At 48.1% G+C, this 25,841-nt stretch carries 21 protein-coding genes; 5 read left to right on the top strand and 16 right to left on the bottom strand.

The annotated features are described in order from the left end of the window. Nucleotides 1–17 precede the first annotated feature (17 nt). The 6 genes from hflX to ACY2RR_RS04860 all read right to left on the bottom strand — a co-directional run bounded on the left by hflX (nt 18) and on the right by ACY2RR_RS04860 (nt 6,594). Complete coding sequence (gene hflX / locus ACY2RR_RS04835) at nt 18–1,325, bottom strand: ribosome rescue GTPase HflX (protein ID WP_490107013.1); 1,308 nt, start codon at nt 1,323–1,325, stop codon at nt 18–20. Between the two features lie 319 nt (nt 1,326–1,644). After that, nucleotides 1,645–1,899 carry an RNA chaperone Hfq gene (hfq, locus tag ACY2RR_RS04840; protein ID WP_281645804.1) on the bottom strand — a complete coding sequence of 85 codons (255 nt, stop codon included), beginning with the start codon at nt 1,897–1,899 and terminating at the stop codon, nt 1,645–1,647. 276 nt (nt 1,900–2,175) lie between these two features. Continuing rightward, on the bottom strand, nt 2,176–3,126 hold the full coding sequence (miaA, locus tag ACY2RR_RS04845; RefSeq protein WP_490107014.1) for a tRNA (adenosine(37)-N6)-dimethylallyltransferase MiaA: 951 nt from the start codon (nt 3,124–3,126) through the stop codon (nt 2,176–2,178). A 53-nt stretch (nt 3,127–3,179) separates the two neighbouring features. Then, nucleotides 3,180–4,574, bottom strand: coding sequence for an N-acetylmuramoyl-L-alanine amidase (locus tag ACY2RR_RS04850; protein ID WP_490107015.1), 1,395 nt, complete (start codon nt 4,572–4,574; stop codon nt 3,180–3,182). A gap of 14 nt (nt 4,575–4,588) precedes the next feature. Then, entirely contained in the window at nt 4,589–5,065 is a 477-nt protein-coding gene (gene tsaE, locus ACY2RR_RS04855) for a tRNA (adenosine(37)-N6)-threonylcarbamoyltransferase complex ATPase subunit type 1 TsaE (RefSeq protein ID WP_490107016.1), read from the bottom strand. Between the two features lie 17 nt (nt 5,066–5,082). Then, entirely contained in the window at nt 5,083–6,594 is a 1,512-nt protein-coding gene (locus ACY2RR_RS04860; RefSeq protein ID WP_490107017.1) for an NAD(P)H-hydrate dehydratase, read from the bottom strand. A 95-nt stretch (nt 6,595–6,689) separates the two neighbouring features. On the opposite strand from ACY2RR_RS04860, the gene queG reads away from it, so the two are divergent. Continuing rightward, nucleotides 6,690–7,796, top strand: a complete 1,107-nt coding sequence (gene queG / locus ACY2RR_RS04865; protein WP_490107018.1) for a tRNA epoxyqueuosine(34) reductase QueG — start codon at nt 6,690–6,692, stop codon at nt 7,794–7,796. 20 nt (nt 7,797–7,816) lie between these two features. Here queG and ACY2RR_RS04870 read toward each other — a convergent pair whose 3' ends face one another. Together ACY2RR_RS04870 and orn are read right to left on the bottom strand one after the other, a co-directional pair. After that, a complete protein-coding gene (locus ACY2RR_RS04870) occupies nt 7,817–9,154 on the bottom strand; it encodes a hypothetical protein (protein ID WP_490107019.1) in 1,338 nt (445 codons plus the stop codon). A 125-nt stretch (nt 9,155–9,279) separates the two neighbouring features. Further along, nucleotides 9,280–9,837: an oligoribonuclease gene (orn, locus tag ACY2RR_RS04875; RefSeq protein ID WP_490107020.1), complete on the bottom strand. Its 558-nt coding sequence runs from the start codon at nt 9,835–9,837 to the stop codon at nt 9,280–9,282. A gap of 116 nt (nt 9,838–9,953) precedes the next feature. On the opposite strand from orn, the gene rsgA reads away from it, so the two are divergent. Continuing rightward, the gene (gene rsgA, locus ACY2RR_RS04880; protein ID WP_490107021.1) at nt 9,954–10,973 is read left to right on the top strand and encodes a small ribosomal subunit biogenesis GTPase RsgA; all 1,020 of its coding nucleotides are present in this window, start codon (nt 9,954–9,956) and stop codon (nt 10,971–10,973) included. 99 nt (nt 10,974–11,072) lie between these two features. After that, entirely contained in the window at nt 11,073–12,485 is a 1,413-nt protein-coding gene (locus tag ACY2RR_RS04885) for a hypothetical protein (RefSeq protein ID WP_490107022.1), read from the top strand. Here the strand turns inward: ACY2RR_RS04885 and ACY2RR_RS04890 are convergent. Then, nucleotides 12,464–13,687: a hypothetical protein gene (locus ACY2RR_RS04890; RefSeq protein WP_490107023.1), complete on the bottom strand. Its 1,224-nt coding sequence runs from the start codon at nt 13,685–13,687 to the stop codon at nt 12,464–12,466. The genes ACY2RR_RS04885 and ACY2RR_RS04890 overlap by 22 nt on opposite strands. 122 nt (nt 13,688–13,809) lie before the next feature. Here ACY2RR_RS04890 and ACY2RR_RS04895 point away from each other — a divergent pair, with 122 nt between their 5' ends. Together ACY2RR_RS04895 and asd are read left to right on the top strand one after the other, a co-directional pair. Next, entirely contained in the window at nt 13,810–14,652 is an 843-nt protein-coding gene (locus tag ACY2RR_RS04895; protein WP_490107024.1) for a sulfurtransferase, read from the top strand. Between the two features lie 26 nt (nt 14,653–14,678). After that, nucleotides 14,679–15,527, top strand: a complete 849-nt coding sequence (asd, locus tag ACY2RR_RS04900; RefSeq protein WP_490107025.1) for an archaetidylserine decarboxylase — start codon at nt 14,679–14,681, stop codon at nt 15,525–15,527. 61 nt (nt 15,528–15,588) lie between these two features. Here the strand turns inward: asd and ACY2RR_RS04905 are convergent, their stop codons facing one another. The 7 genes from ACY2RR_RS04905 to ACY2RR_RS04935 form a co-directional block, all read right to left on the bottom strand. Next, the gene (locus tag ACY2RR_RS04905) at nt 15,589–18,096 is read right to left on the bottom strand and encodes a ricin-type beta-trefoil lectin domain protein (protein WP_490107026.1); all 2,508 of its coding nucleotides are present in this window, start codon (nt 18,094–18,096) and stop codon (nt 15,589–15,591) included. A 50-nt stretch (nt 18,097–18,146) separates the two neighbouring features. Then, on the bottom strand, nt 18,147–19,448 hold the full coding sequence (locus ACY2RR_RS04910; RefSeq protein ID WP_490107027.1) for a DUF1329 domain-containing protein: 1,302 nt from the start codon (nt 19,446–19,448) through the stop codon (nt 18,147–18,149). Nucleotides 19,449–19,471: 23 nt separating this feature from the next. Then, entirely contained in the window at nt 19,472–21,427 is a 1,956-nt protein-coding gene (locus ACY2RR_RS04915) for a DUF1302 domain-containing protein (protein WP_490107028.1), read from the bottom strand. 36 nt (nt 21,428–21,463) lie between these two features. Next, nucleotides 21,464–22,594, bottom strand: a complete 1,131-nt coding sequence (locus ACY2RR_RS04920) for an SO2930 family diheme c-type cytochrome (RefSeq protein ID WP_490107029.1) — start codon at nt 22,592–22,594, stop codon at nt 21,464–21,466. A gap of 4 nt (nt 22,595–22,598) precedes the next feature. Beyond that, complete coding sequence (locus ACY2RR_RS04925; RefSeq protein ID WP_490107030.1) at nt 22,599–23,792, bottom strand: parallel beta-helix domain-containing protein; 1,194 nt, start codon at nt 23,790–23,792, stop codon at nt 22,599–22,601. Between the two features lie 168 nt (nt 23,793–23,960). Further along, on the bottom strand, nt 23,961–25,064 hold the full coding sequence (locus ACY2RR_RS04930; protein WP_490107031.1) for an AraC family transcriptional regulator: 1,104 nt from the start codon (nt 25,062–25,064) through the stop codon (nt 23,961–23,963). Between the two features lie 97 nt (nt 25,065–25,161). Beyond that, the gene (locus ACY2RR_RS04935; protein WP_490107032.1) at nt 25,162–25,821 is read right to left on the bottom strand and encodes an HD domain-containing protein; all 660 of its coding nucleotides are present in this window, start codon (nt 25,819–25,821) and stop codon (nt 25,162–25,164) included. Nucleotides 25,822–25,841: the final 20 nt, after the last annotated feature.

Genomic DNA, 25,841 nt, shown 5'->3' on the forward strand with positions numbered 1-25,841 from the left:
CCGGCATCACATCACCTTTACTCATTCATCCAGGGTTCTTTGTCTGGCAGTTCCCATGGAACTTCCACACCTTCCTGCAGCATGAGTTTCTGCAATTCCTGACGTGGCATACGCAGTTCCAGAACCGGCAAACCTTCTTCATTGAACTCTTCGCTTTGAACCACACCCATTTTGTAGAGACGGGCGCGCAGGCGGCCTTTATCGTGAGGAACCGGAATAAACTCGTGAACCAGATCTTCGCCAAGCAACTCCGCGATCGCCAGCTGCAGAAGGTCGAGACCTTCATTGTTCTGGGCGGATATCCACACCCGTACCGGTTTATTGTTTTCATCCCGATCGATACGGGGCTTCATACCCAGCAGATCAGTTTTGTTGAAAACTTCCAGAGTCGGCAGTTCATTCGCTTCAATTTCTTCCAGCACATTATGAACCTGCTGGATATTGTCCTGACGCTCCACATCAGCGCAGTCAATCACATGAAGAAGCAGGTCAGCCATTGCTGACTCTTCCAGTGTTGCGCGGAATGCCTGCACCAGTTTGTGAGGCAGGTGACGAATAAAGCCTACTGTGTCTGCCAGAATGATTGGGCCCAGATCTTTGATCTGCAAACGGCGCAAAGTCGGGTCCAGCGTAGCAAACAACTGATCTGCTGCATAAACGCCAGACTCAGTGATTGCGTTAAACAACGTGGACTTGCCCGCATTGGTATAGCCCACCAGCGATACCAGTGGAATATCTGCACGTTTCCGGGAGCGACGTGTCTGATCCCGTTGCTTACGCACTTTATCCAGCCGTTTCTGGATGGTTTTGATCCGTGCACGCAACAGGCGGCGGTCTGTTTCCAGCTGGGTTTCACCCGGCCCTCTCAGGCCAACACCACCTTTCTGGCGCTCGAGGTGAGTCCAGCCCCGCACAAGCCGAGTACTCACATGATCAAGTTGGGCCAGCTCTACCTGCAACTTACCTTCATGGGTACGGGCTCGCTGGGCGAAAATATCAAGAATCAGGCCAGTACGATCTACCACGCGGCATTGGAGTTCTGCCTCAAGGTTACGTTCCTGACTGGGGGATAAGGCATGGTTAAACAGCACAACATCAGCATCACAGGCAATAACCTGCTGACGGATTTCTTCCAGTTTGCCGGAACCAACAAAATAGCGGGGGGAGACTTTGGGGTTGGCGACAACAACAAAGGCAACCTGTTCCACATTGGCGGAACGAACCAGCTCCTGAAATTCTCGCGGATCTTCACGCTGCTGATCGTCAAGACACTCAGGATGGACTAGTACTGCTCTTTCACCACGTTCGTGACGCTCAAAAAACAAGCAATCTGCTCCATTTCATTTTATTCAGAAGGGGGATTGTACCCTTTGATTGCTCTGAACAGGGTTTTATTTCTTCAGTATTACATATATTCAATGTTCAGAGGCTTTAACACAGAGTCTGTAAACACATAACGCATAAACAAAGAGCCAGACTCCCGAAGAAATCTGGCTCTTTGAAAATTCGGGCAGCATTAATCTGCTATGCACCTTGAAACGCTGATTGTCTGGTAATTGTGCCAAGTCATTTCAACTCAACAAGACACCACACAAATCAGGGAATCAAAACCAGCAAACACCGGACTCAGGCTGAATAGGCCAATTAGTCCTGTGGCAGCAGGTCGTCGCCTTCCTGATTAGGCATAGGCAGTCGTACAGGACGACCAGGTACAACAGTAGATACTGCGTGCTTGTAAACCATCTGGCTTACAGTGTTTTTCAGAAGAATTACAAACTGGTCGAAAGACTCAATCTGCCCCTGTAACTTGATGCCGTTAACCAGGTAAATGGAAACGGGAACACGTTCCTTTCTCAGGACGTTCAGGTAAGGGTCTTGTAGGGAATGCCCTTTTGACATTTCCGTACTCCTTTTATTTGTCGAATTATAAAAAGCCTGCGCTCAAAGTCCGGCTTGGAACGGCTTACAGGTTAGCAGATACAGAGAAAGCACACAGCTAATTGTTTAATCTGTATACAGCAAAAAGACAAAGAACCTTAAGCCAGCCCCTATGAGCGTTCAATAAGTAATACTAGCTAGGGGTACGAAAGAACCAAGTTCGCTTCCAATACCATGTCCCAGCTCAATTGTTTGCAGACAACCAGATTGCTTTAATTCGTCTAATTCGAAATAAAACTAAATCTGTTTGCCTTCAAGCCATTGCTGCACAAGCAGCATAGTTGAATCTGGAAGATTGGCAGACAAACTGTCTAACCAATGCAAATCCTGCCAACTACGCAACCAGGTAAACTGGCGTTTCGCTAACTGCCTGGTTGCAATGATTCCTTTATCGACCATCTCATCCCGGGATAGTTCCCCATCGAGATAGCTCCACGCCTGCCGGTAACCGACACAGCGGATAGAAGGAAGCCCCGGATGCAGATCATCTCTGGCATACAAAGCTTCAACTTCATCAATAAATCCTGCGTCCATCATAATATGGAAACGCTTGGCAATGCGCTCGTGAAGAACACTACGTTCTTTGGGAGCCACTGCAAGATTTAGTACACGAAATGGTAACTGAGTTCGTTTCTGTTCCGCTACCAGTTCCGTCACAGTTCTGCCACTTACCAGAAAAACTTCCAGTGCCCGCTGCAGTCGCTGTGGGTCTGTGGGGTGAATACGTGCCGCAGATTCCGGGTCAACCTCTCGCAACCGATCGTGTATAGCCTGCCAGCCGTCCTGTTCAGCCTGATCCATAATTTCCTGCCGCACTGTTTCATCTGCAGCTGGAAGATCAGCCAGACCATCTCTCAGAGCTTTGTAATACAGCATGGTTCCGCCCACCAACAGAGGAATCCTCCCCCGGGCGGTAATTTCCCGCATCTGCTCCAGCGCATCTTCCCGAAACTCTGCTGCGGAATAAGCCTCTGCCGGATCACGAATATCAATCAAGCGGTGAGGCGCTCTCGCCAGAAGCTCAGCATCAGGCTTGGCTGTTCCGATATCCATATCCTTGTAAACCAGCGCAGAATCCACACTGATAATGTCGCAGGGTAATTGCTCATGCAGCGTAACGGCCAGATCTGTTTTACCGGATGCCGTTGGTCCCATCAGAAATATTGCGGGAGGAAGGGAGTTGGTCACCTGTCACCTGTAAGTAACGATTAAAAGGCAGGGCGGCGCATTTTATAGCATGATCAGGGAATCCGCAGTATCTGCCCGACTTTTAATGTGTCGTTAACTCTCATGCTGTTGGAGGCCAGAAGCTGATTCAGGCTGACACGGTGGCGGCTGGCAATACCACTGAGAGTATCGCCACTCTTCACTTTGTAACTAACAGCTGTGGAACTTTTCCCACGATTATTGGCAATCCAGGTACCTGCTGGAGGATTCTTAAGGAAAAACTCTTTCACGCCGGTATGAACTGCACGGGCCAATTTACGCTGATGAGCTTTGGTAACCAATTTGCTGGCTTCGGTAGGATTGGAGATAAAGCCGGTTTCCACAAGAATGGAAGGAATATCTGGGTTCTTCAAAACCGCAAAAGCAGCCTGCTCAACCTTCTTCTTGTGAAGTTTATTGATCCGCCCCAGATGAGAAAGAACACGACTGCCAATCTTCTCGCTGCGGCTTTGGCTGTCGGTCATAGACAAGTCCAACAACACACTGGCGAGCACATCATCTTTATCATCCAGACTGACACCATCTTCTCCACCCACAAGGTCAGAGCTGTTTTCCTTGTTTGCCAGCCAACGAGCTGTTTCTGAAGTGGCGCCTCTTTGAGACAGGGTGAACACAGAAGCGCCACTGGCACTCTTGCGGCTGAATGCATCCGCATGAACAGAAATAAATACATCAGCATTCTTTCTTCTGGCCAGCTTTGTTCTTTCACGCAAAGAGATGTAGTAATCACCGGTGCGAACCAGCACGGGTTTAAAGCCTTTGTTCTGTTTAAACAGATAGGCAATTTCCCGAGCAATAGCTAAAACAATATCTTTTTCCCGCGCTCCGCGATGACCTACAGCACCGGGGTCTTCACCACCGTGCCCGGCATCAATGGCAATAATAATATCCCGGTTAGTAGAAATCGGTTCAGGAACACGTGTGGTGGTGGCAGCCGCCTTTACATCAAACAGGTCAATTACAAGACGATGACCGTATGTGTCGTTCGGCTTGAGGACAAAACTTCTGGGAGTGATCTTCTGCTTCAGATCCAGAACAATACGAAGATCATTATTTTTTCTGGTTGCCCAGCGCACGTCTTTGATGGGGGTTTCACCCAGTTCCAGCTTGGAAAGGGAGCCTGGCAAACGGGTGTCTTTGATATCAATAACAAGACGGTGCGGATTGGTCAGTGGAAATATTTTGTGTTCAATACCGCTACTGAGATCAAACACCAAACGTGTTTTTTCCGGAGAGCGCCATAAACGTACTCCCTTAATAGCAGCACTGGCAGCAAGAGCAGATGAAACGGCAGGCAGGGTTAACGAAGCAACTAGAGCAGAAGCCATTTTGGTAAACCGGCGTCTGGACATCTGAGGCTCATCTGAGCCTTTATCCTCTCCCTGCAATGAATCTAACTCCCGCGCCACACTCTACTCCGTGATCATCCCTGAAGGTTTCTACAAACAGTCTGCCCATGTTCGCTGATTGGCTCAACCTCAATAATCCGACTTTCTGGCTGATAGGCGATCTTAATAAGAATATCGGCGGGAGGAAGAAAACCCTTGCCCCGTACAGGCCATTCAACAAGGCACAATGCATGGGGGCCAAAATATTCCCGCACACCCAGAAAATCCAGCTCTTCCGGGTCACCTAAACGATACAGATCGAAGTGATAAACAGACTGATGCTCCATTTCGTAGGGTTCGACCAAGGTATATGTCGGGCTTTTGACAGCACCTTCATGGCCAAACCCTCTCAGGATGCCACGGCTCAGGGTTGTTTTCCCTGCCCCAAGGTCACCTTCCAGATAGAACACACCCCAGCCTTCGCTGGCACGGGCAAGACGCCGACCGAAATCGACCATTTGGTCTTCGCCCTTAAGTTCTATGGGGAAAGTTTTGAAAACTGTTTCAGACATACTTCTGTTATCAATCTCTATTCTTCAGTCAAGCGGTTCAATTGCTTTCGAACCGCTGGAATCAAATCTGTGGCTGCAATGCCAATTTCACCATCTGCGGCGGCACAATCGTCCCCGGCTGTGGCATGGAGCCAAACACCAAGTTTTGCAACATCTATCGTGCAATATCCCTGCGCCAGCAAAGCTCCCATAACACCACTGAGAACATCGCCCATACCGGCAACAGCCATGCCTGGATTACCTGCCCGGCACAGCCATGTTGTATCAGGCGACGCAATCAAGGTACCGGCACCTTTGAGAATGGCGGTTCCACCACACAAAGTCTGCAACTGTTCAACAGCGGCAAATCGGTCAGCCAGAACCTCAGCAATACTGCACCCAAGCAATCGTGACGCTTCACCGGGATGAGGCGTTATCACACAATGAGCACGGGCAGAAAACATATCAGGGTTCTGGGCAATAATATTCAATGCATCAGCATCCATCAGCAAGGGAAGATCAGTTTCCAGTACCTTTTGAAGCAAAGAACGCCCCCACTCTTTTTGCCCCAAACCTGGGCCTATAGCGATAGCAGTTTTTCCTTCCAGAAGAGGTTCAAGATCATCAGCGGAATCAACTCCACGAACCATAACTTCCGGCCTGCGTACGAGACTGGCCATCACGTGTTCAGAACGGGTAGCTAATGTGACGAGACCTGCCCCACAGCGCAGAGCTGTTTCGGCAGTCATGATAGAAGCACCGCCCATACCATGGTCACCACCAATCACCAGTAAATGACCGTGACTACCTTTGTTGGCATCCCTGGTTCTTGGGTGAACAAGTGCCGCCATATCTTTGCGTTCAAGCAGATATGCCGCAGGTCGTGTAATGTCATAGACCCTTTTGGGAACACCCAGGCTGGCAAAGCGAATGTCGCCGCAATAACGGGGAGCGGCTCCAGTAAACAGCCCTCGTTTCATACCAATAAACGTAACTGTTACATCAGCCTTTATAACTGTTCCCAGCTCTGCGCCAGTATCAGCAGAAAGTCCGGAAGGAATATCCACTGCCAGAACAGGTTTTTCGGATTGGTTGATGAGATTTATTGCATCAACAAACTCGCCACGTACATCACCGCTGAGGCCGGTTCCGAGCATGGCATCAATGATCAGATCACCGGTCAGCTTTATCTTCTCAGACCAGGATTCACAGCGGCCGCCAAGATCACGAAACCACTCCCAGGCCTTGCGGGCATCCCCAGTTAAACGCTCGGGTGGCTTCAGGCTGATAACCCGCACCGGAATGTATCTTTGCCGGGCCAGGGCAGCAATAATGTAACCGTCACCGCCATTATTCCCTGCTCCGCAAAAAACCTGCAGGGAACCACCCCGCCCAACCTGTGGCCAGGTTTTCATGGCAACCTCAAAAGAGGCCTGCCCGGCTCGCTTCATCAATTCAATGCCGGGAATGCCGTGATTGTTGATTGTCTCGGCATCCAGATTGCGAGTCTGTTCTGCGGTATACAGTGAATGTGGTAAACTGCCGCCCATGGGCGATCCCCGTTAGTCTTACTGATCGATACTCTTATGGCGCCGTTTTATAAACTGCGCCTTATGTTTGCATTATATCTACCTTGCCTGAATAAGTGACAGATTCACCTAACACTCAATCAATCCCAACTCAGCCAGTTCTTGATAATACAGAATTGGAACAGCTGGCGGTTGATATAAAACGCTGGGCCCGGGAGCTTGGTTTTCAGGATACCGGTATCACCGATATTGACCTCGGTGAACATGAACAGCACCTGAAAGACTGGCTGGCTCGCAACTTCCATGGCGAAATGGATTACATGACCAGCCATGGCAATATGCGCTTCCGGCCAGACGAACTGGTTCCCGGAACCCTGCGTATTATCTCTGTACGCATGGATTACCTGACTGGAGACACCCAGGCGGTTCGAATTCTGAAACAACCAGAGAAAGCCTATATTTCCCGTTACTCGCTGGGGCGGGATTATCACAAACTGATTCGCAAGCGTATTACCCAGCTCGGTAAACGCATCGAAGAAAAGGTTGGCAAGTACGGTTATAGAGCTTTTGTCGACAGTGCTCCCGTCTTGGAAAAAGCACTTGCCGAAAAAGCTGGACTGGGATGGATTGGCAAAAACACTCTGCTGCTAAATAGCAAAGCAGGCTCCTGGTTCTTTCTTGGAGAACTGTTTACCAATTTGCCATTGCCGGTTGATAAACCTCAGTCAACCAATCACTGCGGAAGCTGCTTTGCCTGTGCAGAAATCTGCCCAACTGATGCCATTGTTGCGCCTCACCAGCTGGATGCACGCCGCTGTATTTCTTACCTGACCATTGAGCTGAAAGGTTCGATTCCTGAGGAATTCCGCAAAGCTATCGGCAACCGGGTATTTGGCTGTGATGACTGCCAGATCATCTGCCCATGGAATAAATTTGCTAAACATTCGGCAGAAACAGATTTCCTGCCTCGCCATAAGCTGGACTCCACCGATCTGGCAGACCTGTTTCTCTGGACCGAGGAAGAGTTTCTGGAAAGAACAGCTGGCTCACCCATTCGTCGAACAGGGTTTGAAGGCTGGTTGAGGAATCTTGCAGTTGGGCTGGGTAATGCGCCTTCTTCTGAAAAAGTGATTACTGCCCTTCGAACCAGAGAGAACTACCCCTCCGAGATTGTGCAGGAACATGTGCACTGGGCTCTTGAACAACATTCAAAAGAAACCTGAGTTTTGTGGGAGCACAAGAATTATTCGCTTGTGCTCTGAACCCCGTATGCCTCTAAACTTGCTTTAAAATTTAGGATCTTTGCTTCAGCAGTATTCTGAGCACCAATCTCAATGTAACCATTGCTCGCAAACTGTTCGATTAGCACTCTGACAAAACCAGACATATCCTGCCCAGAACTTGCGAACATTATTTGATAAATATTCTGCGCTACTCCTCGCCAGTGTACCGTAGGTAAAGTTTCAACAGGCTCCTGCAATAAATTCTGTCCAACTTGTTGAACATTCATCAAGGTTGAAGGGGAGATAACACTGTGTAGTTTGAAATGGGGAATAGCCATAAACAGATGCACCATAAGATAAATAACGTCATTTTCACTGGGAGCAACATCTGAAAGATCTAATTGCAATAAAACAGCACCCTGTTGTTGGCCAAGGGGAACAAAATTAATCATTACGCCAGTTAAAACAGCACTAACGATAAAACCCTCAACCCAGGCTTTGTTGTCTAAATAAAAGCGAGTCAATTTGCGCAGTTTATCCTGCCATTCACTGGTGAGTTTCTTTTTCTCAAACAACATACCAAAGTGAAGTGAAGAACGTATCCACAGATCAAACTCCTTTCTTATCAATTCAGGATCATTGCCCGGCATAACTGTTTGCAGGCCCTGCTCAAAAACTTCTCTCCTTTCCTCTGGCACATCAAGCGATAGTTTTTGGAATTCATCTCCTATGGTGAAAACCGGTGTCGCCTCATCAATGCCAGTCTGTTGCGTATCTTTTATAAGTCCGACTGCCATCGACATCAGCCTGCTACCACGCACCCTCGTTTCTTCCGGAACAGGTTTTTGAGTGACCGTTTCGATACCTCCTTCTGTCCCGTCCGCCATCAGAGGGGTACTCCATGAACGACCATAAACTGGTGCAAGTTCGGATGTTGCAGCACTCTCCTGGAGGAGATGAATAAAATGACATCGCTCTGCATACGGACAATACCCTTTCGTGTGAAAGGTTCTGCAAAGCTCAGTTTTATATTTTGGGTGGCGGGGCAGAACACGTAACTCCTTTTTATTGTGAGCAAACATGCAGTTCTCCCCATGAGGACACGGTTCCTCGTTGAGGATATGACGACACCACTCAGTTTTTATTTTCTCTCTTTTTATTTTTGGATGAATTCCATGAGGCACAGACATGGAACGCTGAGCCTTAACCTTTGGCAAGTAGTGATTATTTGTTTGCGGAAAAGGTGCTGGGCGGTAATACCCTGAGGCCTTGAACTCTTCTGATGCCCAGCAAACCCTAACAACAAAAGAGCAGATACCTGTAAGCGTTAAAAGCCAATGAGTAGCTGGAAAGCTCATCAAGCTACAAATCCCCCAATTTTTTTCCGCCAGTCTAGTACAAGACTCCAGACGTACAGGGGGGATATTCAGGCACAAAAAAACCAGAGATTGACTCTGGTTTTTCTATACATCACTTCAAAAATTCAGAGCTTGATAAAGTGTTCCCGGTAGAACTTCATCTCATCGATGGACTCGCGAATATCTTCAATTGCTTTGTGAGAGCCTTCTTTATTCATGCCTTTCAGCAACTCAGGCTTCCAGCGACGCGCCAGCTCTTTCAGGGTGCTAACATCGATGTTGCGGTAGTGGAAGAAGTCATGGAGATCAGACATATAGTTGAACAGGAACCGACGATCCTGACCAATGGTATTGCCACACATAGGTGACTTACCCGGCTCAGCATATTGCTTGAGGAAATCGATGGTCATCCGCTCAGCTTCCGCTTCGCCAATGGTGCTTTGGCGAACCCGCTCGGTCAGGCCGGTTTTGCCGTGAGTTTCTACACACCACTCATTCATTGAGTCGAGAACGGAGTCTGGTTGATGAACGGCAATCACAGGACCTTCTGCCAGAACATTCAAATCTGCATCCGTAACAATAACCGCCACTTCAAGTATGCGGTCTGTCCTTGGATCCAGCCCCGTCATTTCCAGATCGAGCCAAACCAGATTTTCTGCCAGAGACTGTTTGTTTTGCGCCATAATTCAGGGAAGCTGTTACTTGTATTGATTAAGAGTACATCAGTCATCATAATCTGGCCGGATAAGTTCATGCAAACCACCAGTCTTTTTCATTTCCCCCCGGTATTACGTTTTTCATGGCCAAACGCAAACTGAACCGCCGCCAAAACTGGCGTATCCAGAAAATTCAGGACGAGCGCGCAGAACGGGCCAAAAAGCGGGAAACCAAGATTCAGGATCAGCTGAATACCTCAGAACTTGGCCCGGAAGAAGAAGGTCTGGTGATAGCCCACTATGGCGTACAGCTTGATATTGAGCGCCCTTCTGAGCCCGGATCACTCTACCGCTGCCACCTGCGGGCCAACCTTCCGGCTCTGGTGACTGGCGACCGCATTATCTGGCGCCCGGGTAAAGATGATATCGGCGTAGTTGTCGCCCAGCTTCCCAGAGAAAGTGAACTCTGCCGGCCAGATAATCACGGCAAAATTAAACCCGTAGCGGCCAATATTGATTACATTGTTCTGGTTATTGCTCCGGTTCCTACAGCCCACGCCAACCTGATAGATCGCTACCTTGTGGCTGCAGAAGCTGTAGATATTGAGCCAGTTCTGCTGCTGAACAAAACTGATTTGATTGATGAATCCAATCAGGATCGCCTGCTGAACCTTATGGCGACCTATCGGGATCTGGGTTATCAGATCCTGACTGCCTCCACCAAAACAGACCATGGTCTAGATGACATAAAAGAACTCCTGAAAGACCACACCAGCGTTTTTGTAGGTCAGTCAGGCGTTGGTAAGTCTTCTTTGGTCAATGTTCTGCTGCCGGGTATTGAGGCTAAAGTCGGAGAGCTTTCCGAGCAAACCGGTAAAGGCATGCATACCACGACAGCAGCCAAACTTTTCCATTTCCCCGATGGTGGCTCTCTGATCGACTCTCCGGGAATCCGTGAGTTTGGCCTCTGGCATATGGAACCGGAAGATGTGATTAATGGTTTCCGGGAACTCCGGGATTACATTGGATATTGCCGTTTCCGTGATTGTAACCATGAACAGGAGCCTGGCTGCGCCCTGCTGCAGGCCCTTGATGAAGGCAAGATTGAAGAAAAGCGGATGGATTCCTACCGCCAGATTCTGGCTTCCCTCAACGATCTGTAACAGCAGGAATCAGGACTAACGTCTAAGCTGCTCCGGAAAACTCCACCTCTCAGCTGTTGTCAAACGTGGTATTGGGACGTTTGGCAGGGATGAAATCGTATGTTTTCCGGACTTATTCGCTATACCGTTGCTCTGACAGTAGCTCTTGCCGGGCTATTTATTCTGTGTGTTCCTATGTCTCGTGCCGATGAAGGCTACCCGGTTTTGAGCATGTATATGTCCAATACCGGAGTTCAGCTGACCTTCGGCATGAGTGATTCACTAGACCCGCTCGTTGAAGTTTCCAAAAATACTTGGGATGACGCAGAGCTGTTTGGTCACCCACCTTCACTTTATTTCAACGACTCTCCTATCGTTTTTTTCCGGAAAGTTCTGGCTTCTGCCGTTCCTGCGATTCAAAAGGAAATGAATCGCCTGAAACTTTTTAATGCAGACAGTAAGCCAATGCAGGTTTATGTAGCCGCTGCTGGCGCAGATGCGGCAGAACATCTCGGCCTGCCCGACAACAATGCGTATCGGCTTCTTATAAGAGACCAGCAAACCGTTTGTATGAACCCGGGTATGAATCGAAAACAGTTCTTCTCTTGTTTTGCCCGCTTGGAAGTCTTGCGAACTGTTTACCAAAGCCGGGATGAATCCAAAGTGCACGCCCATGTTGAGCAAGATGCCAGTCTAATAGCCGCTATGGCCTCACAACATGCAAGAAGCCTTGATAAAGAAGTTGCCGGGCGCCCCTCACTGGTTGTTCATGCTACGACTATCAGTAACCCATATCTGGTTCGTGACGGTAAAGCTATCGGCATAGGCGGCTGGATTCCCTCAACCATGAACAAGTCTGGAGGCATTTATGAAATCGGCCAGAATTACAGAGATCATTTGATCCAGAATCCTGGAGAGACAACCTCACTGGCAAAAGTTATTGCTTTGGATCCTCGTTCCGCCAATCACCCTCACGGCTATCAGGCAAATAAAGATCGTTTGATTAAGTCTGGCAAAGGCTACAACAACTTTGGCCGTATGGTTGGAGAAACAGCAAGCAGTCTTAACAGGGCTCGTCTTGAAGTGAATAAGCAGTCGCCAATTGATGACTCTTTGTACAAACAGGCCGTGGCCGAAGCACTCCCTATTGTGAACAAAGCCAGAGCGAATTTTGTCGCTCTGACTACCGTCTTATACGCGTTAACTGAACACGAATTTGCCGGTAGAGCTCCCAATGTAATTATTGTTGGAGAAGAGTCAGATGTTCTTTTCCCAACAGCTGAATCATTCGTTTCAAGGGGTTCTGCTATAGCGGCGAACTCAGAATCTCTGGCAGAGCTGGTTTACCCCATCGTATCCAGAAAACAGCAGCGTTTTGAAACCACCAGCAAAACTCAGGAATGGATCAGTGTAAACTCCGGGAAGTTATTCTCCGATGTAGAAACTGTATCCACATCGGAGTTTTCACGCTTTCAGCATCAAGGGGCTGTTAAGCGGCTGCTAATTCCTTCTCAGAGCCCAGCTGCACCGTAACGGGCTTTCATAACATCTTTAAATACCTGAACAGCTGAACGGGTAAGCGCCTGATTCAGCTGTTCACCGTTTATTAGTTCAGGAATCAAAGTACCACCGGACAGTTCCGCAAAGCGTTCTTTCAACACAGGCAGACCTTCCACAGCATCACCATAGAAACCAATAATTTTGATAACAGCAGGCTGTTCCAGCGTAGCTGTTTTCAAGTTCTGGGACAGTGTTACCAGCGAATCCACTGTTTGTGTAACAGAAGACATCAGAAAATCTTTCTCTGTAGCGCTTTCAGGTTCACGCACCAGGCTAGCCAGAACGCCACCAAGTTCATTACGGTTACTGGAACCATACCTGAGACGCACTTCATCCTGACTGTAATCAATGCCTCGATTCTTCCAGAACTCACGGATTCGCCTGTTCAGGTCATCTGATGCTTTGTGGTCTACTCCGGAAAGAACTTCACCCCCCAGATAGCCAAGGTGGAAGTAGCCGCCAGCAGGAATCTTTTTATCCACACGAACAGAATCCCTGCCAACAACCACACCGTCATTTAACCGATAACCTTCGCCGTAGGTATCGTCGTAAATCACCACATTCTCAGATTCAGAACCGGCCTGAAGCACAGCTCTTAGCAGCAGACTGCCATCGTGCACCCCCACCAGAGTATTAAGAGTTATGTCGTTAACCCGAAACTGCTCATCAACAGCCTCTTCATACCTATGCAATACACTACGCCCCTGAACAGGGCTGTATCCGGGAGCTTTGCCATCTACTGCATCCAGGCCAGCTATGCCATAAAGAAATGAGAAACCTGGGTTTTCCCCCAGTTTTCCATCATCCTGAAGCTTCTTAAGCTCTGGCAGCATCTGGGCCAACAGCTCGGCGGTAAGATAAATGGCATTATTCTCTGCCATTACAAATTTTCTGAAAGCAATATTGCCGCTATGGCCAACAAACGCAGGGTTGGTTTTCGAATCGGCAATATTGTGAAGAACCGCTTTATGATCATCGCCATCCATAGGAATCAACCAGGCATCCGCACGGGCATTCCCACTTAACACGGCAATAAGCCATTCACTGGCCGCTGCGGTTCCACCAATCAAGGTAAGAACAATCAGAATACAGCCCTGTACAAGCCTCTGAAATCTCTGCATAAACCACTCTCCCATCACCACAACCTGTAAAAAGCAGCCACAGTAATAGTCCATAGTCCCAATCTCTCAAGAAGGTTTCAGGCTTGCGAAGCGCTATCTCTGCCGTACAATGCCCTCAGCAGACACTGTCTGCCCTGTTTCAACCCGTTATCAGCTATCGTCAGGGTCCAATAACAATGAGTAACAGTCTCCCGTCTGTAGAGCTGATCGAACCTCAGCAGCTGGCCAGTCAACTTGGTGAAGAAAACCTGCTGATTATTGATGTCTGCAACCCGGCAACCTATAAGCAGGTTCATGTTCCCGGAGCGGTTCATATAGCGCCCGGTGAGCTGGTGTGCTGCCAACCGCCTGCTACCGGCATGCTGCCACCACTGGAACATTTGCAGGCTTTGTTCAACCGGATTGGTTATCAGAAAGATAAACATATCGTTGTGTACGACGACGAAGGCGGTGGCTGGGCAGGTCGGTTGATCTGGACTCTGGATCTTATTGGTCACCAGAAAATGTCGTACCTTAATGGTGGCCTTCATGCTTGGCTGGCTGCAGAGCTTCCTCTACAAAAAGACCCGGTGACAACAGAACCTTCATCGGTAGAGGTAGCCATTGTTAACCCTGAAGTTCGCGCCACTGCTGAAGAAATTATGGAAGAACTGAGCCGGGGAGATGAGAGCGATATGACAATCTGGGATGCCCGCTCTCCGGAAGAACATGCCGGTATCAAACAGTTCGCCACCCGGGCTGGCCATATTCCTGGGGCAATTAATTTCGAATGGACCAGCGGTATGGATCACCAGAACCAGTATCGCATTCATCCAAAGCTTTCTTCCGTTCTTTCCGATCTGGGTTTGGGTGCAGACAAAAATATTATTACTCACTGCCAAACCCATCACCGTTCCGGATTTACTTATATGGCCGGGCGCATTTTGGGATATAAGAAGATCAGAGCTTACGATGGCTCCTGGTCAGAATGGGGTAACCGGGCTGATACCCCTATAGCGACAAGCGCAACAGCTGAATAATTACGAGACCTGAGCAGATTACCACTGTGAAAAAAGAACTCTTTATTGCATTCCAGCACATTGTTCCTCACCACCTGATTTCCCGTGGTGCTGGCCTGCTGGCAGAGTGCAAAGTACCAGCCATTAAAAACCCGTTTACCAACTGGTTTGTAAAACAGTACAACGTTGATATGAGCGAAGCTCTGGAAGAAAACCCGGAAGCTTACGAGTCCTTCAACGACTTCTTCACTCGTCCCCTGAAAGACGGCATGCGTCCTCTTCCTGAAGATAAAGACGCTGTAGCCTGCCCTGCCGATGGAGCTATCAGCCAGATTGGTGATATTAAATACAGCCGTGTTTTCCAGGCGAAAGGCCACGATTACAGCCTGACCGAACTTGTTGGTGGTGACACAGAGCTGGCCCGTGAGTTTGAAGATGGGAAGTTCGCAACAGTTTACCTTTCACCAAAGGATTACCACCGCGTTCACATGCCAGTGACTGGCACCCTGCGTAAGATGGTTCACGTTCCTGGTCGTCTGTTTTCTGTTAACCAGACAACTGCGGAAAATGTTCCTCGCCTGTTCGCTCGCAATGAGCGTGCAGTGTGTATCTTTGATACCGAGAAAGGCCCAATGGCTGTGATTCTGGTTGGCGCCATGATCGTTGCCAGCATTGAAACTGTTTGGGCAGGCCTGGTAACTCCACACAAACGCAAAGTTCAAACCTTCGACTACACGCCAGAAGGCAACCAGCCAATTACTCTGGAACGTGGTGCTGAGATGGGCCGCTTTAAGCTGGGCTCAACAGCCATCGTGTTGTTCGGCAAAGATCAGGTGAAGTGGGCAGAAGAGCTGGATGAAACAGTTCCGGTTCGCATGGGTCAGTCTTTAACCTGAAAGCTCTAACCTGAAAAGCATCCCGGAAAGCTGAAACCAGCTTTCCGGAAACTTCCGAAACTTACCTTCCCCAATACCACTTCTGGTTATTACCGCCATGGTAAGCCCACTGGCCAACGTTATCGCTGGAATTCGTACCGTAAGCATCCACTACAAAATTATTGTTGTGTCGGTTACGCAGAACACCACCTGACATATCAAATCGCAGATTGTCACTGTTTACACAATCCCAGATAACAATCTCACCACCATTGTGGGTTTGCCCACGGTTATCCAGGCACTTACCCAGCTTGCTGCGCAGATATCCGTTGCCCGCATCATAGGACCACTTTTGGGCATCCGTTCCATTGCAATGCCACAGCCTTACATTGGTGCCATTTGAGCTATTGCCACCTGCAACATCCAGACAAAGGCTACTACGTCGATCCTTCAATTCACGGAACTGCGGTCTCGTGGTATTGGCCTCTGCCCGCTCCCACATGCGCAGATAAGCTTCTGCTGAATTGAAGATGCTGTTCAGCGCATCACCACCACCAATATTGCGATAATCCTCCAAGTGCTCTGCCAGCAAACCGTAGTGAGCCATACCTTCGGTGTTGTAATCGAAGGTGCGGTTGCCGGTCTTGGGCTTCTCGAAGGTGACGCGCCCATCATAAGAGATGAAGGGATAGCTGACATTACTGCTGCTTCTTGGTGCTGCCTGGGGAGCAATACCATTCACATCGGTACCGAAACCAACACCAACAAACTGGCCATGCTTGCGTTGTTCAGCACTGATGGCATCAATCTGTGCCTTCATCCAGGGAGTTGAGCCATTGTATGGGAAGATCAAACCACCCAGTGCGATTATGCGTTGCTGAATAGGGCTCAGGCTTGGGCCTGAAGCCATCAAACCTGCGTGACCGGAAATAACACCTGAATAATTACGGTTCTCCAGCTGGCTGAGCACTTCACGCTGCATATGAGATGACATATGGTCAATCTCTACAAGCATGCCCTTATCCATCATCCGCTCAATCAGATAACGGCCTCGGTCAGAGATAGTCAGTGCGTTACAGTGCGAAGGCAGATTCTGGTCGTACTGGGGATTCAAGCCAAGGCCATTGAGAATAGGTCTGAACACCGGCAGGTTGCCAATCAGAGGGAAGCCGCTGGGCAACTTACCTTCAGCCTCTTCTGAGCAAGCTTCTACATTATAGAAATGGCCGGATGACATGTGATTGCCTACATTCATCAAGTCACTGGAGCTGGAGAGGTGAGAACCACCGAACTTATTATCAAACCGGTGTACAGGAAACAGTGCCCGTATTCCTTTGTTGTAATACTCGTTCAGCTGATTATCGATATGGGAAGTATTGCAGTTATCAACTTCCCGACAACCAAACAGTTCTGAAACCTCAATGCCAAGCATGACTGCCATCTTGCCTTCAGAAATCACCTTACGGGCTTCCTGAGGTGAATAGACAATACGGAACCAGCCTTTCCCGGGACCGCCTTCCTGAGCATCAATGTAACTCTGCAGGTTGTGAATCATATTAAGTTGATGATCCACACTGTTCATCTCATTACAGTCATTCGGATTGATCCAGCTGGCTGGGTTTACGGTCTTCTGGATATGACAAAGAACACCATTCTCCACCAGGTGATTCACCATAAATTTCACACCGGCCAGATGAGCACGCTCAACCCATTTGTAATAACTCTGCTCGTGGGTCAGTGACTGCCGGTTTGGCCAACTGGGGAAATCCGGATAACCACGGGTATCATGGCGAGCATTCACATCACCAAAGCCTACGGCATTACCGATAATATCCAGCGCCCCCCAAGGACCATGAATGTTTTTACAGTCATGAAGCGCATGGGCAACACCATAACGGTGGAATGGAGACCCGTTATGCATTTTCCCACCAATAAACTCTTTGGCGGTAATGTGGAAGTGAGAGTCGGCGATACCAACAACAGGCTGATTAATATCTGAAGTCTCTGGTATAGAAGTATCAATACGCGCATTCAGGCTGGCTTCAGGGTAGGCTGAACAACCTGTCTGGGCAGTCATCTTGAACCACTGTTCACTGTTCCCGTGATGAATATTGAAAAGGTTGAAGAAGTAATTGAACCCTCTTCCCTTATCAAACCACATCACTTTATTAAATTTCTTGGAGACCAGTTGATACTGGCTTCCACCATTATGAAAACGTCGATTAATACCCCATTCCACAAACTCACCGGGATAAGCACCACGCTGTAAATCTACAGGTAAACGTGTTCCCAGAAATCCGCTTTGCTCATCCTGCAGCATGAACTTTCCAAGCTCTGTTGGCTTGATAAAGAACTTGGCAGCCTGACTATGGGGAACATCCATAAAGCTGAATTCACTATTGTGAAGTGCCAGCTTTTTCCCTGTATCAGGCGAGATAAAGGAATAACAACCTTGAGCCAGTTCATTTGGGTCAAGATTGATTCCCGCAGGGGCATCATTATGGGTTAAAGCCTGAGCAGACAGAGAAACAACCCCTGCTGCCAAAGCGCAGCCTTTTACCCAGTGCTTCATTATTTTTAATGTATTCATTGGTCATCCAGTTGTTTTTATTGTCGAACTTCCAACTGCATCCTTTCGAGTTACCTGCGACCTAATCTCCTTAAGGACGCTGGAGTGAAATACTTCTTGGCGGGTGGTTTGAGATTAAAAGCAATCCTCTCTTTTCCCTGATGGGCGACTCCTTGCACGTGGTAGCGTCCTGACTGCAAATCATGGAATACATCCCATGTCGTCCATGTTGTTGGGACATTCTGGTAGTTAGCCAGATATGCCATGCTTACTTTCCACAACTGGTCTCTGCCATCATATTGATCAACAACCGCAGCACCCCAGCTATCTTCATCAAGATACAAGGTTCGGCGAGAATAGATATGCCGTGCTCCCGGTTTCAGTGTCCCTTCCACAACCCAGACTCTGTGCAGTTCATAACGGGTCAGTTCAGGGTTTAAGTGACCGGCTTGCAGAACGTTCTCTAATTCAGGTGGGTCATTGAGTAACTGCTGGTTGTTGTAAGGAATATAAATCTCTCTCTTTCCTTTGAGTTCCCAATCGTAAAAATCTGGAGCACCGTTATACATATCGGTGTCATCCGCTGTGCGCAGTCCGGGAATGATGGGAGTGTCATAAGAAAGAATTGGAGCGCGGCGAACCCGCCTCAGACCGGGCAGGTATCCCCAGGCTAAACGGGGCTCAGAAACCTGATCCTGAGTTTCATGCACCAGGCTGGCACTGCCGTCATCGTTTCTGGACAGGTAATAGAAAAGAACATTATCCAGGCTCTGTTCAGAGCCACCCGGCTGGTTGTAATTAAACAGCACCTCGTCGGTAGAGATACCTGAGGTAAAAGAACCATCTCTTTCGACATTGGCTTCGACAGTTGGCCTTTTTATAAATTCGCCACGGTAGCGGACGATATGATTCCAGAGCGCCTCGAGACCGTTTGAAGGAACGGGAAAAGGGTAAGCATCATAGGCCCCCCTGAACCCTTTACCACTTTCCAGCAACTCTGCTGTTGAAGAGGCTTTCTTTGTGTTTTCGTAGATTCTCTGTGGGTAACTTGCCGTTCTCCTTGAAGGGTAGATCGACATGCGAAACGTTTTTGGGTAACGCTTAAACAGAGCTATCTGCCCAGGTGTCAGTTTCTTCTGATACTGGCCCAGGTTTTCTGCAGTAATTTCAAAAAGAGGTTTATCCTGTTCAACCTCCCCCATATTCATTTTGCCAGTCCATGCAGGAATTGTTTTCTCAGCGTTAGCTAAAGGGTTGCCACCAAGAGGGGTTAAATCATTGCCCAACCTGATATCGACAGACTCTGCTCCCCACGAAAGTCCAGAAAAAGAAAACAACAGACAACCGGCAAGTATTTTTGTTTTTATTTGCATTGTGATGTTCCTTATCCGCAGAGTCAGAATGAGTAACCAGCGGTGAGAGATAACGTATCTTTGGCCCCATCAAAATCTGGGTTGAATACAAGTCCGGCATTGAAATCCTTGTACTTGGCACCAACAGAAACAGTCATGTTCTCTTTACCACTGTTAAAGCTGCCCGTGAGATGAGAGTTACCACGGACATCCCTCCGGTAACTCATACCGGGGTACAGAATCACACCGGGAAGAACATTATGAATTTCTCCGCCAACGCCCATCGTGAAGCCCCAGGAAAAACGGTCCAGTCGATCCGACTTTTTCTCTTGTGGAAAGCCGCCATTGCCGCCATCAGTCCAGGGGTCTGACTTTGTAGAAACGTAACGGTCGTGGTCATTCAAACCACTGACCTGTTCAAAAGCGGCTTCGCCAATAATTTCCAGCTTGTCCAGACCGAGCTCACGCACAGGGCCAAAGTTATGGATAAAGTTAAGAGAGCCGGTCCATAGCTCCACACGCTCGTAATTCCTGTGCCATTGTCGGGTAATACAGGTCACCTGCCCGGTAGCCTGTGAAGCAGTTACGCAGTCATTTCCCTGAAGAATTGAGCCCATTCCATTGGAGATGCTGTTCACGATATTGTCCGGGTCATCAATCCAGATGGGCATATTCGGCCGATACGCCAATTCACCAGCAACGGACGTTGAGCCAATCACAGTGCTAAAACTGACCCCATACATACGGATAGCTTCAGGGTAAATTCGCCTTGCATTAGCACCACTGGAAATAGCACCAGCGCCAGCAACTGTTCCAGCTATCGCAGCAGCTTGTGCTGAGTTACCACCAGCGGCTCCCTGGAAAAAAGCATAAAGTGGGTTGGTAGTATCGGTGGTCCAAGTCGCCAGATTCGCCTGAGCTCTGGTCACCGCGGCAGGATTCAGATTGGCTTCAATATAAGGTGCATGGGCGTTGTATCGAATAAAGTAGAGTCCGAACTCTGTGTCATTCCATTCTTCAACGAGATACTTCAGGTTAACGCCCCATTGGCCTTCATCTCTCGCATTAACTTTGCCGGAAGTCTCTGCAACAACGAAAAAATCACCTTTGTTTTTAATTCCTGCCAACTCATAAAGACTGCCGAGGGCTCCACCACTTTGTGTTTGCCAGCCTGCCGCAAGAGCTTTCAACTCATCTGGGATTTCGTTGTAGCCATAATCAGCACCATCAACAAAAATATCAGTGTCGTTATAAAAGGTGCCACGGCCTGGCAATACTGTTGATTCCCAGTCCAACTGGTAATAGGCGCCAACCGACAGTTTGTCTGTCAGGCCAAGGTCAAAACTCAGGGCTGTTTGAGGAATAAGAAAGTCTTTTATCTGGGAACCAGGAAGAGTTCCCGAAGCGAGGTTGAATGCGTTGGTGGTATTAATGCCATCTACGTAAAAGAGTCCTTCTCCCCAGTTAATAACCTGTCTGCCAAAACGAACATCCAGCACCATATCGTTATCAAAAAACCAGGAGCCATAAACAAATGCATCCTGTATTTCAGCACCTTTACCCTGACGCTTCTTTACATCATTTGGCCAGCTCTTGCCTGCAGGATAAGTCCCGGTCTGGTCTTTCTCACCAGCAGCAACTTGTCTGGCGTTGTAACGGCTCCACTGATTGGTTCCATCCATAAGAACTGTGTCGTAGAACGCTGTGCCTCTCACATAGAGACCGAAATCCTGATACTTCAGTTCAAGCTCGGGTGATATACGAAAGACATTGGAAACAAGTCCTTTATCAAAAGCCCGACGGCTATCATTCTCGTTAACTGGGTCATCACCTTTTAAACGTGGATCATTAAGCCGCCACAAGGTCCCCCAGGACAAACTGGTATCAAGGCTACCCTGTATCTCTTCTGTTAAATCAAACTTCTGTGTTGCAGATACCGGATAGGCAAAGGATGCTGCGAGTAGACCAGCCCCAAGACTTCGGCCAACTGTTTTTATCATTGTTATAGCCCTTTATTTTTCTTATTTTGAAGCTGACTAACACTCACCTTCTAATGAGGTAATCCACTCACTAACCAGCTGAACACCCTCTTTATGGGATAGAAAACGCCCCAGCTCTGGCATCATTTCACCGGGGTCAGTCGTTTCCATTCGATAAGTCAGAATCGACCCTTCAGGGTGGCCAGGCAGAATGGCAACTTCCCTGTCACCAGTGCCTTTCCCAGCCGCCACTGGCGGTTTACAAAACCCAAGACGCTTTTTGTCCTGAGTCGACATAGTCAACCAGAGTCCACTATTTCGAGCGGGGCCATTACCGTTATGACAGTGCCCGCAATTTATATCGAGATAACTGCGTGCCCTGTGCTCCAGCGTTTCCCCAGCTCTGCCATTGGGCCATAAGGCATTACTGGCAACTTTGTCAGTATCAACATTCACCAGAAGCCCTTTTTCTGCCCAATACTCGAGCTGGTTGAAAGTTCCATCACCGTATGCAACATTGCGATTAAGATGGCGAAGTTTGGGGCCAAGGGGGTGAACGGATTTCCGGCTCATGCCATCGGCATGACAACCGGCACACTGGTTAGCGTCGGGAACGATATATACGAACGGTTCTTTTTCTCCATAGCGAACCAGCTCCATCCGCTTAACATCTCCGGCTTTATCAAGGAACGCCTCGTTTTGTTGCTCATCCCAGATGTAGGGCAGCGCTGCCCAGCCCTGTTCCTGTCGAACCAGAATCCGTGTTTCTATCAGCCTGACTTTATTCAGCGGAACGCCTTTTTCAGGCTTAAAGAAAGTTGCTTCTCCGGAAGTGGCCAGAACTCCATCCCCAGCTACGGGGTAATAAAAGGTTTTGGTTAACACTGTGCCCACTGGATAATCCAGTCGGTCGTTATCTGGTAATGGTTTAATAGCCTGCCCACCAGGAACCCAGATTGTTCTTAACTTGCTGGCGTAATCCGTAAACAACGGCGTGTTAAGGTCATAAGGCAATACACTACTATTCAGTGATAAATAGCCGCCTTCAATGACAAGCAAATTCCAGTCACTTAATTTTTGCGGAAAGTCTTTGCCACTGGTTTTCAGCAACGGCCCTTGCTGTGTACAGCCAAGAAGGTATGCAGCAACAACGCAGGCAATTAGCATGCGATAAAACGTTGTGAACATTTGCTCAACCCCCAAGGCCGTTCAGATCAATTGCTGCAAGCCTTGGTAGCAGACAATTTACCCCGGTCTTATCAGTTGATGGATCAGCAAAGTTATTGCCTGCATCAACATTCAGGAAAGTTGCTTTTTTATCGGTAATACAAACACCCAACTCGTTCGGAAGACGACCTTCAACAAACTTGCCCTCGTCTACAATTCCATCCCAGAGAACATCAGGCAGGCTGCCAGTAAGGCCAAACTTGGCAATCTTTAATGCTTTTAACTCAAGACGCCCCGGAGATTCGCCACCACCAACATAGGTGTTATCAAGAATCTGTATAGCTTCGGGGTAAGGGTCGAAGTTATCTGAGTGCTTGTACTCTTCTGCATAATTTGCAGTAAACAGGCTGCTGATAATGATATGAGCGGTGTCATTGTCTCTCAGCTCATTATCAAAAATTTCTACCTTGTCGTTGGAATTAATCAATATGCCTGAACCGGCAGGTACACTGGCCACAGCAGTGCCTTTAGGAGCAAAGTTATCGGTATTATTTTCGTAAACTTTGTTGTTGTAGATTCGGGTGGTATGACCAGGCTGGGTCAGGCTTGGCATATTAAAAATCAGGATACCGCCAGTATTATTCTTCGCTATGTTTCCGTAAACATCAGCCCCAATTGTATTCTCAATTTCATAACCAGCTACGTTGTATTCGGCACGATTATTTCGCACCACCACATTGTTTGATTGCCCTACATAGATGCCAGCATCCGAGGCTCCGATAACAACGGAGTCTTCAATCAAAGTGTTCTCTGTTAGAACCGGATAGAAGCCATATGAGCCATTGTCTGTACTGGGACCGCCCGTCCACTCTGCTCTTACCCGCCGAATAATGATGTTTTTGCCATCACTGATCTTGAGGGCATCTCCTTTGGTATCCTCTATTGCCAGATCTTCGATAGTGAAGTCACTGGCAGTCACCATAATGCCTTCAGCTCCCGCCAGCTGGTTTTTAAACGTTAGTGTAGTTTTATCAATTCCTGCACCGCGGAGTGTGACTCCATCAATACCAAGAGTGAGACTACGATCCAGTTCATGGGTACCAGCCGGGATTTCGATAACATCGCCCGACTCTGCATTTACCAGTTTCGCCTGAAGTTGTTTACCAAAACCATTATTAGATACAGACTGCGATGAGGGGGGAGTTTGATCACACCCCACAAGAAATGTGCTGGTTAAACAAAATGCAGTAATTAGAGAAAACGGCTTAATCGGCACAGCAGGCTCCTATTATTGTTATACGCCATGCCGAAAAGTTAATGATCTTGCAGATCTACATCCTACTGATTTCTGCTTTTCTATGTCTTATTTCAAAATCAGTCAGTCATTTCAGATTGAGCAGGTTTCTTCTAGCTCTTGTACTGCTTGGTTCTGGCGGGTTTCCCGGAACTGTCGCGGGGTTGCACCAGTTCTGAGCTTAAATGCACGATTAAAAGCACTCAATGAACGAAACCCTGTATCCAGCGCAATAGTTAGAACAGGAGCCTGTTGGGCATTCTCTCTCAACAACCTCTCACAGGCTTCCTTAATTCTGTAGGAATTCAAATAGTCATTAAAATTTCTATAACCCAGCTCCTGATTGATCAACTGGCGAAGCCGGTACTCCTGGATATTGATCCTCTCTGCTACAAACCCAATTGTCAGCCCCTCCTGTCGATACAGGTTTTCTTTTTCCATTACCTGCTTCAGGTTCTCTATATGCGGATCACTTTGCTCTACCACCTTCGGAACCGGTACGTAGCTCTCAGATGAACTCTCTGCCGTTCTCTCTTCATCCAGATCACCTAGAACATCATCTTTGAACTGCAGGCAAATGAGATCAAACACCAGAATAAAAGCTGCCAGCAAAATACTGTTTAACAGCAAAAGTTCCTGATTTAACCCCACAAATTGTTCAACAAAAACAAATGCTGCAATGTAGGAACCTGCACTCCCCAGTACCCAGCCACGCAGTTTGCGCCGGGTTGGTACCAGATCTACCGTGGTAGTTCTAACCACCGTTACCAGTGCATGGCAAATCATCACTATTTCAACAGCCTGGGCTGGCCAGTGCCGAAGATTTGTAAACCACTGGGGGTCTGGCAGAGCAAACAGATGTATTGCCATCCCCAAGATTGGGCTGGTGAGAGTGACAGCTCCCGCAGCAATCAGGAAACTGCGTTCAAAGCGAAAATCATCGTCAAAGGCATAGTTACACAACAGCCAGAAAACACAGGGCAGGCCGTTACGAAAAACTCCGATTAGCCAGTCTGCATAAAAGTTTTCAGCAAGTGCTACAACTGGCTGAACCAGATAAGCAAGTACGCACAACAGAAGCATGGCGAACAGTTGGCGTGAACGTTCATGCCATCCACGGGCAAGAACCAGTACAAGGTTCAGGAGAATAAGTGCAAAGCTGAAAGAAACACACGCAAGGTGCAGAGGCTGGAGCATATTTTGTAATTATTATTTTACTTGAATTGATCAAATAATAAACACAACGAAGGTCAGACGACAAACTTCGTCTGATCTTCGTTGTGCTAAAGCAGGGTTATCCCAACTCTTCCTTTAGCTTATCCAGAAAACCTTGCAGATAAGCGGTGTTCTCTTCTGCCAGCTTACGCCCAGGCTCTGTTTTCATTGTTGCCCCAAGAGTAAGAAGTTTTGTGTAAAAGTGATCCACGCTAAATTCTCGATCATTCAGGTCACGATTTTCTGCCCAGGGATCTGTGGCATCAAACAGTTTGGAGCCCATCTTACCGCCAGTGTAAAAGCATCGAGCAAGACCAATCGCACCGATAGCTTCCATACGGTCAGCATCCTGTACAACTTCCGCTTCTGGTGTTTCTGTTGGGATATTGGCTGAAAAACTATGGGCGGCAACGGCGTGAGATACCCCGGAAATTAATTCTTCGGGAAAATTTAATTCTTCCAGAATCTCTTCTGTTTTCTCCGCAGCCAATTGTGAAGACTTACTGCGATCAGGATGATTCTTGGGAACTGTAACTATGTCGTGGAAATAACAGGCAGCCAGAACTATCAGATGATTCACTTCCCGGGATTCATCGGCAAGAATCTTTTGCGCAGTTCTCCACACACGCTGAAAGTGCGACAAGTCATGGGAATGATCATCGGTTTCATGATCTTCCAGATATTCAATAAAATGTGACTCCCAGAAAGTCAGCAGCCCCGGTTCATTAAAATCCGTCATAGCACTCTCTTTATATTGAT

The organism is Parendozoicomonas sp. 2304DJ65-17, from assembly GCF_058148445.1.